The following is a 16,823-nucleotide window of genomic DNA, read 5'->3' on the forward strand; positions in this document are numbered from 1 at the left end:
ATTCAGGAAACAGTAATTATTCAGTTATAAAAAATCGAAAAGTCAGCGTAGACGGTGGGCTCGTCTTCACCAACTCCAGTATTTACTATCGAGGAGCTAGACATAATTGGCCAAGCAACAGAGACTTTACTCGAGAAACTGTCACTCCAATTCATCTTAAACAGCATTCCGCCACCGGAGAATCGAGCCCAGTCGTCCTCCACGGTATCCTCATAGTTATTCACATAGCCATATCCAACATCGGCAATCAGTGCTACTTGGAAAATGTCATTTAAACGCTGATTAAACAGGATGGGGTTCATAAATTCAGGGAAGTTTACATACCACTCTGCGGAAACAACTGCGCCCATATCTGCAGAAAAATCTCTTGCAGAAAAAGCACGCACACCATTGGCTCCACCCAGTGACAATTGCTCAAATCCAGGCAGGCTGCTCTCACTATATTGAGCTCTTCCTTTTACTATCAGCCTTGAGTGGTCATCGGTAAAAGGCATAGGCAGGAAGATCAGAGAACTGGTGTTAATGGCCAGCTTATTGAAGTCATCTCCCCTACCCGGTTCAACCGCATTTTGATGCTCACCATACTGTGCGGTAGCACTTACTATATTCAGCATTGAAAGGAAGCCATTAGAAAGGCTATCCATATAAATACCAACTTCCCCGCCATAAACGTGGTCATTGGTAAACTCGATAACGCCATCCAGGTCTGATTTTTTTTCTGTCAGGCCGAAGGATCCGGTGAGGTTGAAATCCCTTGAGCGTCGAAACTTATGATCTAAAGACAGTGCATAAGTTTTGTTCACACCTGATATTTCCAGCCGATTAACTAAGTCACTATCATCTTCTTCATTGAAAAGACTAAATTCATTGTGATCTGCTGATATTTCCAACCGGGTGCGGGGGCCAAACAGAGGGAAGCTGTATCTGAACTGCCCGAGATCAGAACCATAATCCTCATCTGATTCAGGGTTGGATTTCAAATAACCCAATGTTAAAGCATCACCGATTCCAAGGGGATTCAGCCAGTCAACAGTCGCATAAACTCTTTCGCTACCGGTATAGAGAGAACCGTGATTATCGGCCCTAAATGAAGCGCGCCAGGAATCCGTTTCACGTACTTTTAAATTAAGCTTGGTTTCACCAGGGTTGTCACCCGCACTGAAATACCCGGTAACGTTTAAGCCTGGCAGGTCATTAAGTAAATATAATCCTTCCTCGATATTCTCATGATTTACCAGATGGCCACGCTGGTCTTCAAAGGGTTCTGCCAGTTTTTCGTCTGTGTATTCTTCGTTATCTTCGGCAACAACCTGCCCGAGAAGCCCCTCTTGTACTGTAAGAGTGACCACTCCATTTTCCACATCTTGAGCGGGAATTTGCACTTGGGCTAAAAACAGCCCTTGGCGACGATAGAAGCTTGTCAGTTCAGCAGCAATCTCTTCGAGATCGCCATAACTTAAGCCCCTCTCTTTATTTTGTTTTTCAATTACACTTACCAGCTTCTTAAGCTCAGCGGGCCCCAAGCCACCAGGATTAAATTGAGCATTCATATTGCCCAGTAATATTGCAAGCTCTTCCAGGTTGTCTACGGTATAACCGCTAGCGAGGATTTGATCCTCTTTCATGAATTTAGCCCGAAGTTCCTCTGCCATTTCCTCTACGGTTTCTCGGGAAATACCAAATTCGGGATATTCTTCTAAACGATGAAACTTAAATTCTTTTACAGTAATCCGCGGCCCCTGATTTCTCTGGGAGATTTCAGGAATTTCTGTATTTAAGTTGGGGTCTTCAGCTTCATAAGTACGCTGGAGAAAGTCTTGGGTTACATCCACTTCATTAATAGTAGACGTATCCTGATTAAAGGCTTCCCGCACTCGGTTGCGAAAATTAGATCCATCTTCCTGGGCAAAAGCCGGCACTTGCGATACAAGAAAGCCAGCACCTATAAATAATGCCAACTTACTTTTTCCTAGCCCAAGCATATTTCCCCCAGTTTTAATCTCTTAATCTTTAATCTAACCAACTCAACTATCGTATCGATATTCGCTGGTAATTGTTTAATCTAGTTAACATCTCTAACGACACGGAAACCGGTAAACTCATCGGGCTGGCCATTATGAAGCTTCTTGGTTGTTGCCAGACAACGGCTCATTGGATCAATGCGGCTACCTCCCAAAGCGAGCAACTCGCCCTCTGTGCCTAATCCCCACTCCTGGACATTACCTACAGCATTAAGTAACCCAAATCCGTTAGAGGAGCCAGCTCGGGCAGGTACTAACTCAGCACCTTTTTCAATACCGCCATACTTCAAATGACAGTTTCGATCCGCTACTTCGTCTTCCCCCCTGGCACTTGCAGCAGCAAACCACTCCTGCTCAGAAGGTAGGCGGTAGCGGTAGCCGGTCTCATCACTGAGCCAACTTAAATAAGCCTCTGCAGTTGCCAGGGATAAGTTATTTACCGGCAAGTCCGTTGCTTCTGGAGTCTGCTCTCCGCACTGACCAGCAATGCGGCAGAATTGAGCCAACTCAGTACTGCTCACCTCATATTTACCCACAGCCAGTGGCCTGCCACTCAAACCTTTAATCACCACCATTGCCGGCCCCTTGCTGCCATCCGCAAGACGGTCACGACAGGTGTAGCGATCACCACGTCGGCCGCTGCCAGGAACCAGGTGCCCACAAAAATCGAGCTTAAAGTCTTTCAATGGTTGGTATGCGGGCAGTAGAGCCCTGAATTGATCAACCAGGGCTTCCGTCTGTATCGGATCCTTGGTGCCAAGATTAGATGCGCAATTTACCAGCTCTTCGCCCACCACTGGGCGGATCTTCAAGGCTTTTGCACTATCCAGCTTTGCCAGGCTGGACAACTGTGAACCTATTGCAGTGGCACTCATGGAGAAGCTGCAGGTGAGTGCTACTTCCATATCATCGAGCACAGCATCAATCTGCTGCTGCTTTTGCGCAGCCAGGCGGCGACGCTCTGCCCGCTCTTCCGCCAGGCGAATACGCTCGGCTTCGCGCTCTTCAGCGATCCGCTCCGCTTCAAGGCGAGCGCGCAGATTCTCTCTATCATTCGCCAGTTGAGTTTTGATAGCCTCAGCTTCTTTAGATTCACCATACCAGTTGGCAACCCCCGCCAGCATGACATCGGCCTGATCGAGGTTACCCAGGTTTAACTGACCGGTTGCAGCAGCCAGGAAAAGTTCTGATACCTGGCGACGGGAGGAATCCAGGAACTCTTTATCCGCAGGGTTCAGCTCAGAGTACTCCTCCAACTCCAGTTGAAGATCTCGCTCCCAGGCTGGAGTCAAAATACTCAGGCCAATCAACCGGGTGATAGCCTCTTTCTTATCAGCAATACGCCTGGCCAATAGCTCCTGTTCGTGCTTGCGCTCGAGCTCGATTCTGACTCGCTCTTGCTCTACGGCATTTTGCTGCTGCAGATGGCCATAACCCACTACAGCACCGCCCAACAACATGACAAACGCACTGCCTAGTACCCACTTCCAGGCATGGCTAACAAAGAACGCCTGTACAAACTTCTCTACGGTACTAGTGCGGTTTTCGCGCTTTAGCTCTAGCGCTGACTCAAGTGCGCGCCACTGCCTGCGATTAAGCCCTTTGATCCGCTTGGGGCGTAGGCCCTGCTCCATGGCTTTATCGGCAGGCGTTTTGTCATAAGGGTGGCGCCCGCAGAATAGTTCGTAGGCAACACAACCCAACGCAAATACATCATCACTCGGTGCCGGTTCAGCTCCCTTGAGCATCTCAAGGCTCGCATACGCCGGAGTCAAGGCTCCGAGAGTGCCCGCGTCAAATACTGTCGTTTCGCCAGCTTTATTTGCGATTCCCCCTTCAGAAACAGCTCGGGCAATACCGAAGTCAAATACTTTTGCACCTTTCTTATTGGTGACAAAAATATTGCCTGGCTTAAAGTCCGAGTGAACAATTTTATGGGAGTGGGCATATATCAGGGCTTGGGAGATATCCCAAAATACCGAGCGGGCACGCTCGGGCTCCAACCCAACATCGGCATGATCGCGCAACAACTTGTCCAATGGAGCACCCTCAAGGAACTCCATTGTCATAAATACGCGATCTCCATCGCGGTCAAAATCGTAAACCGTTACGATATTAGGGTGAGCAAGCGTTTGTGACTTGCGCGCTTCCCGCTGGAGAGAAATAAAAGCATCGGGGTGCTTTTGGAAATCATCATTAAGCAGCTTGATAGCAACATAGGGCTCGCTGTCACTGGCTTCTAATTTACGGCGGTCAAGGGCTTTGTAAACTGCCCCCATTCCCCCAACACCCAGGAGTTTGTCAAGCTCAAATCGGCCTTTGATTACAGTTTTGGTCACTGCATTTGAGCCAGAAGCTTCAAAGGGTTCAGGTATTACTGCCGAATCGGCAGAAACCCCACCCAAAACTTCATTGGTCCCAGCCCCACTTCCCATCCGATTAGGATTAGGGGAAGGCGCAAAGACAGTAGCATCTGAGCTAAAGCTGGCAGCAGCCGAAGGGATTACCGGTTGGGCACCTTTAACCGGGGGGTGATCATTTGCTCCAGTCTTATCCTGCTGCACAACAACGGTGATATCACCATCTTCTGTCAGCCCGCTGGTTGATTGGCCTGAGCCCGGCGGAGTGTCACTCGGCCGAACAATACGCGTCTTATCGTTCAATTCCGCCTCCATGGGAAACCATTACGACACATCCAAATCTGCAAAAACTTTGTTATTGATCTAATGGGCAAGGCAATAAAGTAGGGTGCGAAGTATATCGAACAGCCTATGTGGCAACAATGAATCAATATTCAAATAAATTTGCCTTAACACGCCATCAAACTATTATCTTGATCCAGCCCCCGAAAACACTGAGTATCGCTCCGATATAAGGCTGAATTACATATTATTACAAAGCAAGCTTATCAAAAAAATACCAGTAAATGCTTTCAAATAGATATTTGACTGTCAATCAATATCCATGACTCAAACCACTTATTTATCCCCGTTAGAGATTTGTTAGTTTTTAGCAATATTAAATTAGTGTCAGAGTCAATTTGAGCAAACAGGCATAAATCGTAACGGCATAAAATCGCCTCTCGAAATTAGTGCCAGAGTCGATTAAATAACTCGAAAATTAGTTTGTTTTTAGCTTTCTCTTTGTTTAAATCATCACAGTTGCCACCGCGACGACCACCTGAACTACTGCGAATCGCGGTGGTAAGGGATTAACCACCAACATCACACGCCAACTAATGAGGGACATCCCATGGCTATCTACATGAACTACAACAACAAAGCCATCAAAGGCAATGTTACTGCTTCCGGCTACGAGGACTGGATCGAAATTGACAGCTTCAACTTCGGTGTTGGCCGCGGCATTACCATGGAAGCTGGCGCCATGTCAAACCGCGAAGCTTCTCGCCCAAGCCTGAGCGAAGTAAGCTTCACCAAGCGCATCGACGCTGCTTCCGGCGGTCTGTTCAAATCTTCTGTAACCGGTGACGAAGGTGTTACCGTTGAGATCCACGTAGTACAAACCGGTGCTAACTCTGTAGAGAAGTACGCTGTTTACAAACTGGAAAACACCCTGATTTCCTCCTACAGCATCGGTGCTTCCGCTGGTGGCGCTCCGGCTGAGTCTGTATCCCTGAGCTACGCTAAAATCGAAGCGGACCTCAACCACGCAGACAAGACCAACAAGAACCCCAAAAATATGCGTGTTGGATACGACCTGGAAACAGCCAAGCCGCTGTAAGCCAGCAGAATCTGATCTGCATATACAATGGTCTGCAGGAAATTCTGCAGACCATTATTTAGCAGTTATTTAGCTGAGCGCTTATTGAGTTTTCAGCTAAATAACTGAATGTATAATAACTAGTACTATTCTCCAAGGCACCGTAGGGATAGTAGGGGCTGCCCATGACTACATTAAATCAAGATAGAAGACTGATTAAAGTCGACAGCCCGCTCGGCACGGATGCGGTAATCGCTACCAGCCTGCAAGGCGAAGAGCATATATCCAAACTCTTCCGCTATGAACTTCAGCTCCTATCCGATGACCATGCAATAAGCCAGAAAGATATCGTCGGCAAGGCTGTTACAGTTTCTGTGCACCACTCAGAAACTCCTCGCTATATCAATGGTTACGTTACTCAACTGTCTCTGCGCGATGTTAACGCTGAGGGAGTGCGAAGTTATAGCGCCACAATTCAACCTGGCCTTTGGTTTACCAGCCTTGGGGGCTCCAACAGAATTTTTGAAAAGAAATCTGCTAAACAGATTCTTGAAGAAGTTTTGGGCGAGTACAGCAAAGTTATAAAGCTAAGCGTTAAATTAAATGCTGAATACATAACTCGTGAATATTGCGTGCAGTTTGATGAAAGCGATTTTGAATTCATCAATCGCCTTATGGCTGAAGAGGGTATCTCCTATTACTTCAAGCACTCAAATGGGCAACACGAACTTGTACTTTGTGATGATAGCCAGGATTTCTATGACTGTGAAAGCGAACAGATAGAGTACGATGGGAGCGGCAGTCATCCGACAAAAAATACTGTAAGTAGCTGGCAGCGAAATTTCAATTATCATGGTGGCGGATTTGAACTGAAAGATTATTGTGAGTTCACCGCAACAAAAGATAATAAACAGCAAGTTAAAACTACCAGCCAACTGAATGATGTCAGTAATTACATGCGCGGCCTTTATGGGCTAAACCATTTCCAGGCTGACGGTGAAAATAAGCACAAATTCACAGATAGCTACCATAAGGCGCTCGCCGAGCGTTCAATGGAAGCGCAAGAAGCTTTATTTGATGTGAGCCATGGGCGCAGTGACTGCCCCTCATTCACAGCGGGCGGCCGTTTTAATTTTGACCACACAATATCGTCAGAGAAAGGGAAGTACCTGATTACTTCCGTCCATATCTCTGCTACAGACGGCAATAGTGCGGAAACACATTTCCACAATACTTTCAGTTGTATTCCGTCATCAGTAACTCCAAGACCTGAGCCAAATATTTTTGCGAAGAAAGTACACTCTCCGCAAGTCGCACGCGTTCTTGAAGTTAAGGCCACCACTTCTGACAGTTCACAAGACCCCTACACCCAAATCAAAGTCAAGTTCCCATGGAATTCACAGCAGAACAGCTGTTGGGTACGGGTGATGCAGTCATTTGCCGGAAAAAACTGGGGCGCCAACTTTGTCCCCAGAGTCAATCAAGAAGTTATTGTTACTTATATTAATGGTGATCCAGACAGACCGCTTATAACCGGAGCCGTATATAACGGTGATAATCCGGGCCCCAATTATACTGCGACCCAAAGTGGCTGGAAAACTGAGTATGAAGGTAGCGCCTTTAACGAACTTCGGTTTGATGACAAAGGCGGAAGCGAAGAGCTTTATATGGAAGCCGGCAAAGACCATAACTTTGTCGTCCATAATGACCAAACAGGTAAGATAGAGAACAAACAAACCCTTGAGGTTAAGCAAGACCGGACTATTACGGTTACCGATGGCAGTGAAGTTGTCACCATCTCAAAAGGTGATCAGAAACTCAATGTCAGTAAAGGCAATCAAGTTGTAACTATCGGGTCAGGAAATCACACACTCAAGGTCAGTAAAGGTTCTCAAACTACTGATGCAATGGGTGCAATTAAGATTTCCTCCAAAGCATCCATTGAATTAAAAGTCGGCGGTAGCAGTATTAAACTGACTCCAGCTGGTATCACCATCAAAGGAACAATGCTTTCCTGTAAGGGCGACGCTACTGCAGAAGTTAAAGGTGGCGGGATGCTGACCCTGAAAGGCGGCGTAACCATGATTAACTGATGGGGATATACCAATGACAGACCTCATTAAAGTAGAAGCTCTCACCGCAGATGAGCTACTTAAGAATTTTGAAGTTAGTGACGAGGCAGAAGATCATCTGGTACCGGATACAGCACCAGAAGTCAGCATAAACCGCCTTGTGGAAGCCGGCCTATTTCCAGACGCGATCAAGTTGCTTGCTCATGGCCTACCAAAGCGGGAAGCCGTGTGGTGGGCTTGCCTCGCGGCCCGAGATATCCAAGGCCCTCAAACTGACGATGACAATGTGAATGCGCTTAATGCAGCAGAGACTTGGGCCAAAAAGCCCAGTGAAGAAGCCCGCTTACGCTGCAAACTATTCGGCGATAAAACAAAACATAAAACTCCAGCGAGCTGGGCGGCTACTGCAGCGAGTTGGTGTCATGGCAGCTTAGCAGCCGAAGGTGAGCCGGTAGTAGAGCCGCCAGAACACCTTTATGCTCATGCAGTCGCAGGCAGTGTTACCCTTGCTGCCGTGCTATCTGACCCAGTCGATCCAAACAAAAGGTTCATGCGCTATATGGAGCAAGGTCTCGATCTAGCACGAGGCGGAAACGGTAGGGTTGAGGGATAAACTATGGGTAAGCCAGCTTCCCGTATTGGTGATATGCACGTATGCCCAATGGTCACCGGCACAGTACCTCATGTGGGTGGCCCAGTAGTAAGCCCAGGAGCACCCACCGTTATCATCGGTGGGATGCCCTCAGCAACCGTTGGTAGCACTTGTACCTGTGTTGGACCGCCCGATACGGTCGCCATGGGAAGTACAACGGTAATGCTGCAAAAGAAACCTGCAGCAAGAATGGGAGACACCACAGGGCATGGTGGAAAAATAGTTATTGGTTGCCCGACGGTATTAATTGGCGGCTGAAAATGTCTAGATTTCTTTTATTTATTGTAATAATACTTTCATCCACTAGCGGAGTATCTATGTCAATTTTCACAAAAGATGAGGTTTTCCTTTTTTCTCCCGTTAATGGCTATTTAACATATGAAAACTCCCCAACTCAAAATACATCAGTAAAAAGAGTAGTGGAATGTGATGGAAAAACTTATGAAGATATTACTATAACTGATAGTTACGGCCACTTTTCTTTTGAACCACTCACAAAACTAGAGAGAAATTTGCTTCCCAAAGAGTTCGTTTCTCATCAAAAAATAATAGTTAACCATAATGGAAAAGATTATTTAATTTGGGAAACAGTAAAGAGAAGCGAAGAACTGAACTCTGAACTTGAGGGTAAAAAACTAGATTTCCAATGCGAAATAACAGATGAATACAAATTTATTCATTTGACATTCAATTCTGTGGGCACCAACTGCAAACTTAAAACACAAGACAGTTAACAACCCTAAAGTATTAATCAATTACCCACATAACATCTACCACTCATAAAAATAATAAGCCTTTAACAATAAAGACCTAATAATCAGCACGTGTGCTACGTATTAACACTTAATCATGATCAGAAAACCATCTGGTTAAGATATGTTGTATTTCATACTTATTTATCGGAGTTAATTAGCAACAAACCACCGAGGTATTTCATATCACGGTTAGGAGGACTAGGATGGGAAGTACAATTACGCATAAAGATGCTGCATTATTAGCAAGCTCAGTTTACGAAATTCAAAGCGATAAATTCACCCCGCCAACTATTGATCGTTTTAAAAACCAATGGGATTTTTCAAATCACGACGATGTCATTGACGGCAATTCAGGGACATTATGGGTTATAAAGAAAAGAACCGGTTTTGGTATCGTAGCAAACGGCAAGGGAGAGTTTGAAAATGATGTACTCGTCCTCCTGAGAGGAACAGACAATTACTTTGACTGGGCAACGGATGCAACTGTTGGATTTTCTCCTTCAGAAACAAATAGGCTTGTGCATACTGGCTTCAATAAATGCTTTGGTAGCATCTTGCCAGAGTTAAAAGAAAAAATCTCTTCCCTAGGTCATAATGTTAGAACAATCCACTGTGTTGGACACAGCCTTGGAGGGGCTCTAGCAACACTTACCAGTGAATGGTTAAAAAAATCAGGGCTATCTCCGACTAACAACATAAAACTATATACTTTCGGCAGCCCAAGAGTTGGGGCTTTAAGTTTTGTTAAACTTGTTACCAGCGAATTAAATAAAGGTAAAGATATATATCGGGTGTATCATAAAACTGATGTTGTTCCTATGGTGCCAATGTGGCCCTTTTATCATTTACCATATGGGGAGAAAGCATATTGTCTGAACAGTCCCGGGAATTCACCTTCAGGTGAATATCATAAAATGTTTAGATATATAGAGAGTGTAAATAAAGCTAGCTCTTGGGATACCATGTATGAACTAGAGCCACCCACCTCTCCATCAGAAATTGAAAATTGGCTAAAATCTGATAGTCCAATAAGCTTCACAATTAACACAATGGAAATGATCAATAAGGCCATATCTTATGTGATCTTGAAAATTCTTAAGCTAACCGGAATAGCTATACAATTCGGCATAGCCACCGGTGTAACACTGTTAGACATGCTAGCTTATGTTTTACAACAAGGGATTGATTTCTCTAAAAGTCTATCTTCTTGGGTTTATAACTTGATCAAGAAGATAATGATTATGCTAGGAATGAAGGTTAAAAAAGATATCAATCTAACATATCAGTTTATTCGATACATTCTGACCTCATTAAAGCAAAAAATTGATCTTCTTGTCGAAAAAGCAGCAAGATCAATATTTAGAGACGAATAAACTTATAAGTCACTAGAGCGAAAACTTACAATATATTTTTATTTAAAAATAAAGAATTTAATCAACACTTATACTAGTGAAGGCTTGGTGGCTTTTACACCACCTAGCCTTCACTATTATTAAACTACGCTATATGCAAACCCCCCATCCTCAGCAGCGGAGACTTTAATTGCTTTCACCTCTTCACCGCGCGCCATTTTATCCAAACATTCACTAGCCAACTCCGGCAATAATGTTTTGTTCAGAATAACTTCAATATTACGAGCACCTGTATCAGCTTCGTGACAACGAGCAACGATGTTAATCAAAACATCCTCGTCATAGCTAAAGGAAGCTCCGTAATGCTCGTGAACGCGCTTTTCAATCTTACGCATATTGATTCTGCAAATCTCTACCAGATTCTCATCATCGAGAGGGTAATAAGCAATCACATTTGCTCGACCGAGGAAAGCAGGCTTGAATTTTTGTAGCAGATGTGGGCGGATATTATCCATCAATACGTCTGGCTCAGGCTTTTCTTCTACCTGACTGAAGATAGCTCTAATTGCATCCTCCCCTGCATTGGAGGTCATAATTATTACGGTGTTCTTGAAGTCGATATCCCTTCCTTCACCGTCTTTAATGGTCCCCTTGTCAAACAGGTTATAGAAAACATCTTGTACACCTGGGTGAGCTTTTTCCATCTCATCCAATAAGATTACCGAATAAGGCTTACGGCGTGCAGCTTCGGTAAGAACACCGCCCTCTCCGTAGCCTACATAGCCGGGAGGAGAGCCCAACAGCATAGATACTTTATGCTCTTCCTTGAATTCAGCCATATTGATGGTCGTGATATTTTGCTCACCACCAAACAGCTCATCAGCCAAGGCAAGGGCAGTCTCTGTTTTACCTACACCGCTAGTACCACAGAACATAAACACACCCACCGGTTTACGCGGGTCTGTCAAGCCTGCTCGAGAAGTGCGAATTGCCTGAGCTACAGCCTCGATAGCATGGGGCTGACCAATAACACGTTTATTCAGGCGCTCTGACAAAGTTTTCACAGCAATAATTTCATCGCTAACCATCTTGCCGACAGGAATTCCAGTCCAGTTGGCAACTACTGCGGCAATAGCCTGTTCATCAACAGCTGGCTGCATTAACGGGGTATCCCCCTGGATAACCTCCAAGTCCGCAGTTAATGTTTTGAGCTGTTGCTGATAGTCGGCTAATAAGGCCTCGTCGGGTGTATCTTCACCTTCACCACCTTGGGCCTTCATAAACTCTACATCGATCTGATCGCGGAGTTGTTGAATCTGTCCGATTAGTTCATTTTCTTTAAGTAATTGCTGTTCGAGCACTTCCAAACGCTTTTCTTCGGAAGCTTTAAACTCTTTTAGCTCTGCCAGTTGCTCCTCATGCTCACCCATTGCTGCGTTTTCACGCTCAAGTTTAGCCAGGGTAGTATTAGTGCGATCAATATTGATACGAGCATCTTCAATCGCCCCAGGAGTAGCAGACTGGCTAAGAGCGACGCGCGCGCAGGCCGTATCCAGTAAGCTAACAGACTTATCTGGCAATTGGCGCCCGGGAATATAACGATGAGATAACTTGACCGAAGCTATGATAGCTTCATCCAGAATGCGTACTTTATGGTGCTCCTCCAGCGAGGTTGCGATACCACGCATCATATCAATCGCGTTGCTCTCATCAGGCTCTTCCACTTTTACTACCTGGAATCTACGGGTCAAAGCAGGATCGCGTTCAAAATACTTCTTATATTCCGCCCAGGTTGTGGCAGCTAAAGTACGCAATTCACCACGAGCCAGTGCAGGTTTCAGGAGATTAGCCGCATCCCCCTGCCCCTCTTTACCGCCCGCGCCAATCATGGTGTGCGCTTCATCAATAAATAGAATAATTGGCGTTGCAGATGCTCGCACTTCTGAAATTACAGACTTCAAGCGGTTTTCAAACTCACCTTTTACACTGGCGCCAGCCTGAAGAAGTCCCAAGTCAAGCGTGCGTACGGCTACACCGCGCAATGGCTCAGGTACATCACCACTAGCTATTCGAAGAGCAAAGCCTTCAACGACGGCAGTTTTACCAACACCTGCTTCACCAGTCAGGATCGGATTATTTTGACGCCGGCGAGTTAAGATATCGATACATTGGCGTATTTCCTCATCACGACCAAGTACAGGGTCAATCTCTCCCTTCTTCGCTCTTTCAGTTAGGTTGATTGTATATTTGTCCAAAGCTGGAGCTTTAGAAGCAGCTGCAGCAACTGCAGCTGCGCCATCATCCATATCCGCCGTAGCGCTAATATGGCTAGACTCTCCACTTTGTCCAAACATTGCACGAGCGGTTTCGCGAATCGATTCTGGAGCTATCTCTTTCAGTTCTGGGCAGGATTCTAAAATCTGGCGACGAGAAGTTTCTTCCAGTAAAAGCGCAGCCAAAAAGTGTCCGGAACTGATTGCTCTATGTCCATAATCAATAGAAGCCAGCATCCAAGCATTCTTCGCTGCTTCTACGATAGTTGGGGACAGGGCTGGTGGACGGCTGCTGCCGGCCCGAAATCCAGCAATCGCTGTAGCCAGCTGCTTGGCAAAATTTGCTGGATTACAGTCGTGTTTTTCCAACAGATGGTAAAGGTCAGTATCAGACTGATCCAAAAGTTTCAGTAACCAATGCTCTAATTCAACATTGTACTGGTTCTGTGACAGACAAAGCCCAGCAGCGCCCTCTAGTGAGTCACGCATATGCGGAGTCATGGTATCAACCAATCGCTTCAAATCGATATTGATCACGTTGAATATCCTTTCCTAAATAATAATGTTGTTAATTTTACTTATGCAGCAGGTAAAGCTTCATCAGGTGAAATATTGTCTGCACTTAAGGTTATTTGTACTAACCTTTCACCATCTTGTTCACTAGCCATGTGAGTATTCCATCCCAGTAAAGGTTCATTCTCAGCTTTTCTATTTAGCTGGATAGGTGCCACCTGGCTGGTTGAAAGTGTCACCGACAACTCAAAATCCAATTCGATACCAGCACTAAAGCGAATAAACTCCTTAAGCGATTCCAACTTTTTCGTACCCGGAGCAATAGTCATAAATTGCTCATAAGGCATTGACTCAATAATTACCTGAAATTTATTCTGGGCTTGGAAGCAGTGCGTACCCAGAATGGTATTTACTCCCAAGCAATTATTAATACCCTTCGGCACCTGAGCACTGGGCAGTCGGCACAAGATATCATCCGGTAACTCATCCCACTGTCCCTGGAATTGTTCAATACTTACCGTTAAATCAAAATAATGCTTGATCATGCTGGATAAAGCGGTAGCGGAACAACGTCCACTGGAAAGGTGTCCTCCCATTCCAACTAGTGCTTCATCCGGTATCGGCATTCGATAGCGCATTTCATTTGTACCAAGCCCTGCAAGGGACGCAAGAGCCTGGGTAAACTTGTCTGGCTCTCGAGAATTCTGCAGGCGTTGCCGCTCATAATTCACAGGCAACTGGTATTTATGCCAAGCTTGATAAAAAAGGGAAATACTTCGGTGATTAAACATATCCAGAAAATCACGCAGCGCCGTATTGTTCTCCCTAAGCTCCCTCTGCACTAACTCTGTCAGGTAATAGGGCATCACCCCCTGACTACCGATTAACCCTGTAAAACCCACCTCCATATGCCACTGATGAGTCTCATTTTCATCGGGCTCTTCATGTTCAACGCTTTTCTTCTCTAGACGTAAAACATCCGAGCTGACAAAAGACAACCCAGATTGAGCACTAAACCGAATCAGCTCTTTAGTCGGAGGGGCAGCGCTAGCTATAGGTTCTTTACTGAAACCTGTACCTGCCAGATGTACTGCACGCTCTACCAGCCTTACCGCTTGAAAAAAATCAAAGTTATAAGGCTCTCGGCGTAAACGCTCAATTACAGTAAAGCTTTTTCGCCGGCGCGAGGTGGCCATCGCTTCAACTCCCCATCTCGACCACTCATAGTGGCAATCAGTTTTGTAAATGAATTAATTGAACAGTATAAGCCCAGGAAACGCTCTATGATGCTAGCAAATAACAATGGACTTGTTCCTGTTAACATCATGGAATCAAGTTCAATCTCAACTTCTGTGCCGCGACATAAAACTACACTTTGATCAATCTGAATCGGAGCAGTAACCGGTTTAGTATTAAGCTTTAACAATGACTCGATTAAATTACGCGTACTAGCAGAGTCACGGAAGTCATAAAGCCTAAAAATTTCTTTTAACGCATTACATCCCTCTGCACCTGATAGAGAAAGATGATTTAAGTTAAGGTGAGAAATTAACCTCCAATACCCTCGCTCTCGTCGAGGCGGTCGTATAGTTGCCGTTGGGGAAACCACACAACTAATTCGGCTAACTGGCAAATCACCGTCAACAACCTCTAAATAAGGCTGGGCGCTACCACTAGGTAATTTTTTGGCTAGATTTCGATTACAGCAGGTTAACTTAATATCTAATGTCTGATCACTAATTCTATGCGGATTAAAGTCCAGATCGACTAAGCTTATATCAATCTCAGATGCTTGTTCATTCCGATGCTCTCCTTCGATCACATCTCTGCGACGACTAAACCAAAATGCAGATTGATCAGCATGATGTTGACTGTGTCGAATTCCATAGAAAGGCCGGTAACTGGTTGTCTCTCCATCACCATTAGTTGCCGCAACTTCATCCACTGAGTATATTTCTAAGCCATCACTCCTGCGGGCATCAGGGACCACATGGTAACTATACTGCGAGTGATTAAGTGGAATAGGATCTGCACTTTGTTTAAATAAATTAACAACCGGAGCACAGCCCAAAGCAAACATGCTTGGAGAAATCTGTTTTTCCAACTCCTCATGAGTTTCGGATAAATAAAAATACAGATTTAACGTGTCGTCAAAGCTCTCGTTTAACGCCTCACCAATGTTCAACATATCCAAGAAAAGGAACTTTTCTGGAAAAGCAAAATATTCAGTTAGGAGTCGATATCCTACGAATGCGGTATCAGGATATGGCAATAAACCCTCATCTGGACTTAGCCCCACTTGACATATTTCATCCGGAGAGAGAAAAGTTGGCTTTGGATCACTCTCCCCATTGGCAACAACCAACCTTACACACTTACTTAGTAGCAAGTCATATAAACTATAGATATGAGATGGTTGGCCACGAAGGAAAAAGCGGAGACTCTCAGGGTTTAGCTCAGAAAATTTTATGCTTGGGCTAAAAGTTTTAAGGGATAATTTTAAAACTGCATTAGCGCCCTGAATGTCATTACAGCCCGGAGCGATAAATGGCCTTGGCATCAGGGTGGCACTCACCGCCTGAAATGGGCAAATTTCTGCTGGATAACAAGTTGTAAAGCGGCAGGTTTGCCCTTGAAAGCTGTCACTTTCGAGTAACGTCTTCGTTTCTACCCGGGTTATCGCATCCAAATCCTTTTCCGGTTCAAACTGAACAATGGCACAAGAAGGAATTGGACGAAGATAATGAGGATACAGAGTTTCCAGCATTGCATCCGTTAACTCCGGAAAATCATCACTCAGCTTTTGCTGCACCCGAGCATTCATGTAAGCGAAGCCGGACAACAGTCGCCCTACTAAAGGATCATCAACTGTGTCTGCATCCAGCTGAAGTCGGGATGCGGCAGCTGGGTGCATCTTTGCAAATTCAGCAGAAGTTTGCTGAATGAATGCGAGCTCTCGCTCGTAGAGATCTATTAATTTTTCACTCATCACATAATCTCAGAGACATCCACCAGCTGGGTAACTGGGTTGAGTGCCGAATCAAATACAATAACTTCCGACGCTGGATTTACATGTAATACAGCTTCAACACGAAAGCGTATACTAGGATCTTCGACATCCACTTTGTCTTGGGTGGTTACTTTTACCGAACGTATTCTGGGCTCAAAATTTAAAATTGTTTTTTCAATATCTCGACAAAACTGTTTTCGGCTAGCGGCAGAGGAAAGATTGACTGTTGATAGGTCTGGTAACCCGTAGTTAATATTTGACTGCTCTAAACTTTCATGAGTTGAAGGTGCGGAAATACATTTAAATCTTGTATTGAACAAGTATTCCAAATCACGACGCACCCCTTCACGCAACTGCCTCAACACTTGATGGGATTGATGTACATCCAATTTACTAGATGATTGTAATAATCGATCCAATACCGGGGCCAATAATCGCTTCTCTCTAACCATATT

General features: G+C 45.0%; 12 protein-coding genes. 6 read left to right on the forward strand and 6 right to left on the reverse strand.

From position 1 onward, the window contains the following. Positions 1-20 precede the first annotated feature (20 nt). Positions 21-1,958 (reverse strand): ShlB/FhaC/HecB family hemolysin secretion/activation protein, encoded by a 1,938-nt coding sequence (locus ACJJIR_RS20145; protein ID WP_444906598.1) that lies wholly within the window; start codon positions 1,956-1,958, stop codon positions 21-23. Positions 1,959-2,062: 104 nt separating this feature from the next. Then, on the reverse strand, positions 2,063-4,684 hold the full coding sequence (locus ACJJIR_RS20150) for a bifunctional serine/threonine-protein kinase/formylglycine-generating enzyme family protein (protein WP_444906599.1): 2,622 nt from the start codon (positions 4,682-4,684) through the stop codon (positions 2,063-2,065). A 589-nt stretch (positions 4,685-5,273) separates the two neighbouring features. Here ACJJIR_RS20150 and ACJJIR_RS20155 point away from each other — a divergent pair. From ACJJIR_RS20155 to ACJJIR_RS20180, 6 genes are all read left to right on the forward strand, one after another. Further along, positions 5,274-5,762 carry an Hcp family type VI secretion system effector gene (locus tag ACJJIR_RS20155; RefSeq protein ID WP_413664127.1) on the forward strand — a complete coding sequence of 163 codons (489 nt, stop codon included), beginning with the start codon at positions 5,274-5,276 and terminating at the stop codon, positions 5,760-5,762. A gap of 164 nt (positions 5,763-5,926) precedes the next feature. Then, positions 5,927-7,834, forward strand: a complete 1,908-nt coding sequence (locus ACJJIR_RS20160) for a type VI secretion system Vgr family protein (protein WP_444906600.1) — start codon at positions 5,927-5,929, stop codon at positions 7,832-7,834. Positions 7,835-7,847: 13 nt separating this feature from the next. Beyond that, the gene (locus ACJJIR_RS20165; RefSeq protein ID WP_413664125.1) at positions 7,848-8,426 is read left to right on the forward strand and encodes a DUF6931 family protein; all 579 of its coding nucleotides are present in this window, start codon (positions 7,848-7,850) and stop codon (positions 8,424-8,426) included. 3 nt (positions 8,427-8,429) lie between these two features. Continuing rightward, complete coding sequence (locus ACJJIR_RS20170) at positions 8,430-8,723, forward strand: PAAR domain-containing contractile injection system baseplate protein (protein WP_413664124.1); 294 nt, start codon at positions 8,430-8,432, stop codon at positions 8,721-8,723. Positions 8,724-8,782: 59 nt separating this feature from the next. After that, positions 8,783-9,199: a DUF6795 domain-containing protein gene (locus tag ACJJIR_RS20175; RefSeq protein WP_444895416.1), complete on the forward strand. Its 417-nt coding sequence runs from the start codon at positions 8,783-8,785 to the stop codon at positions 9,197-9,199. A gap of 224 nt (positions 9,200-9,423) precedes the next feature. After that, positions 9,424-10,593, forward strand: a complete 1,170-nt coding sequence (locus tag ACJJIR_RS20180) for a lipase family protein (RefSeq protein WP_444906601.1) — start codon at positions 9,424-9,426, stop codon at positions 10,591-10,593. 119 nt (positions 10,594-10,712) lie between these two features. On the opposite strand, the gene tssH is transcribed toward ACJJIR_RS20180, so the two are convergent. Genes tssH through tssE form a run of 4 tightly spaced genes read right to left on the reverse strand, consistent with a single transcriptional unit; the run spans position 10,713 to position 16,799 of the window. Then, complete coding sequence (tssH, locus tag ACJJIR_RS20185) at positions 10,713-13,382, reverse strand: type VI secretion system ATPase TssH (RefSeq protein WP_444906602.1); 2,670 nt, start codon at positions 13,380-13,382, stop codon at positions 10,713-10,715. 41 nt (positions 13,383-13,423) lie between these two features. Then, positions 13,424-14,554, reverse strand: a complete 1,131-nt coding sequence (gene tssG, locus ACJJIR_RS20190; RefSeq protein WP_444906603.1) for a type VI secretion system baseplate subunit TssG — start codon at positions 14,552-14,554, stop codon at positions 13,424-13,426. After that, positions 14,518-16,347 (reverse strand): type VI secretion system baseplate subunit TssF, encoded by a 1,830-nt coding sequence (gene tssF, locus ACJJIR_RS20195; protein ID WP_444906604.1) that lies wholly within the window; start codon positions 16,345-16,347, stop codon positions 14,518-14,520. The genes tssG and tssF overlap by 37 nt, the downstream gene beginning before the upstream one ends. Next, complete coding sequence (gene tssE, locus ACJJIR_RS20200; protein WP_444906605.1) at positions 16,347-16,799, reverse strand: type VI secretion system baseplate subunit TssE; 453 nt, start codon at positions 16,797-16,799, stop codon at positions 16,347-16,349. Before tssE ends, tssF begins: the two co-directional genes overlap by 1 nt. Positions 16,800-16,823: the final 24 nt, after the last annotated feature.

This window comes from Microbulbifer maximicatervae (SeqCode), assembly GCF_052467385.1.

Excerpts from the sequence above, each read along its gene's own strand:
- ACJJIR_RS20155 (WP_413664127.1), top strand. The coding sequence starts at position 5,274 with ATGGCTATCTACATGAACTACAACAACAAAGCCATCAAAGGCAATGTT.
- ACJJIR_RS20160 (WP_444906600.1), top strand. The coding sequence starts at position 5,927 with ATGACTACATTAAATCAAGATAGAAGACTGATTAAAGTCGACAGCCCG.
- ACJJIR_RS20165 (WP_413664125.1), top strand. The coding sequence starts at position 7,848 with ATGACAGACCTCATTAAAGTAGAAGCTCTCACCGCAGATGAGCTACTT.
- ACJJIR_RS20170 (WP_413664124.1), top strand. The coding sequence starts at position 8,430 with ATGGGTAAGCCAGCTTCCCGTATTGGTGATATGCACGTATGCCCAATG.
- ACJJIR_RS20175 (WP_444895416.1), top strand. The coding sequence starts at position 8,783 with ATGTCAATTTTCACAAAAGATGAGGTTTTCCTTTTTTCTCCCGTTAAT.
- ACJJIR_RS20180 (WP_444906601.1), top strand. The coding sequence starts at position 9,424 with ATGGGAAGTACAATTACGCATAAAGATGCTGCATTATTAGCAAGCTCA.
- tssG (WP_444906603.1), bottom strand. The coding sequence starts at position 14,554 with ATGGCCACCTCGCGCCGGCGAAAAAGCTTTACTGTAATTGAGCGTTTA.
- tssF (WP_444906604.1), bottom strand. The coding sequence starts at position 16,347 with ATGAGTGAAAAATTAATAGATCTCTACGAGCGAGAGCTCGCATTCATT.